Below are 623 nucleotides of genomic sequence, written 5' to 3'. Positions count from 1 at the left end.
TGCAGGGCGGCGTCGAGGAGGGCCGGGTGCAGACCAAAGCGACCCGCCTCCGCACGCTGCTCCTCCGCAAGCGCCACCTCAGCGAACACCTCATCACCACGACGCCACGCCGCCCGCACACCCCGAAACACCGGCCCATACTCCAAACCCACCCCAGCCAACCGCTCATACACCCCACCCACATCCACCGCCACCGCACCAACAGGCGGCCACACACCCAACCCATCCACCACCACAGGAACATCCGCCGACAACACCCCCACCGCATGCCGCGTCCACAACCCCTCCCCCTCACCCTCCACCTGCGAAAACACACCCACCACACGCCGACCCACCCCATCCGGCGCCCCCACCGACAACTGCACCCGCACCCCACCACGCTCAGGCACCACCAACGGCACCTCCAACGTCAACTCCTCCAACCACCCACAACCCACCCCATCACCCGCACGCAACACCAACTCCACCAACGCCGACCCCGGCACCACCACCACACCCCACACCACATGATCAGCCAACCAACCATGCGAAACCAACGACAACCGCCCCGTCAACAACACCCCATCCCCACCCGCCAACCCCACCACCGCACCCAACAACGGATGATCAGCCGAACCCAGACC

The 623-nt window shown here is 66.6% G+C and carries 1 protein-coding gene; it reads right to left on the bottom strand.

The annotated features are described in order from the left end of the window. A partial coding sequence (locus NP777_RS47095) for a polyketide synthase dehydratase domain-containing protein (RefSeq protein ID WP_308405431.1) occupies positions 1-560 on the bottom strand: 560 nt, incomplete at its 3' end. Positions 561-623: the final 63 nt, after the last annotated feature.

It is taken from the genome of Streptomyces rugosispiralis (genome assembly GCF_024505145.1).
Lineage (GTDB): Bacteria > Actinomycetota > Actinomycetes > Streptomycetales > Streptomycetaceae > Streptomyces > Streptomyces rugosispiralis.
Note: the sequence above shows the minus strand (reverse complement) of the source record. Positions and strands in the feature narration are given on the sequence as shown.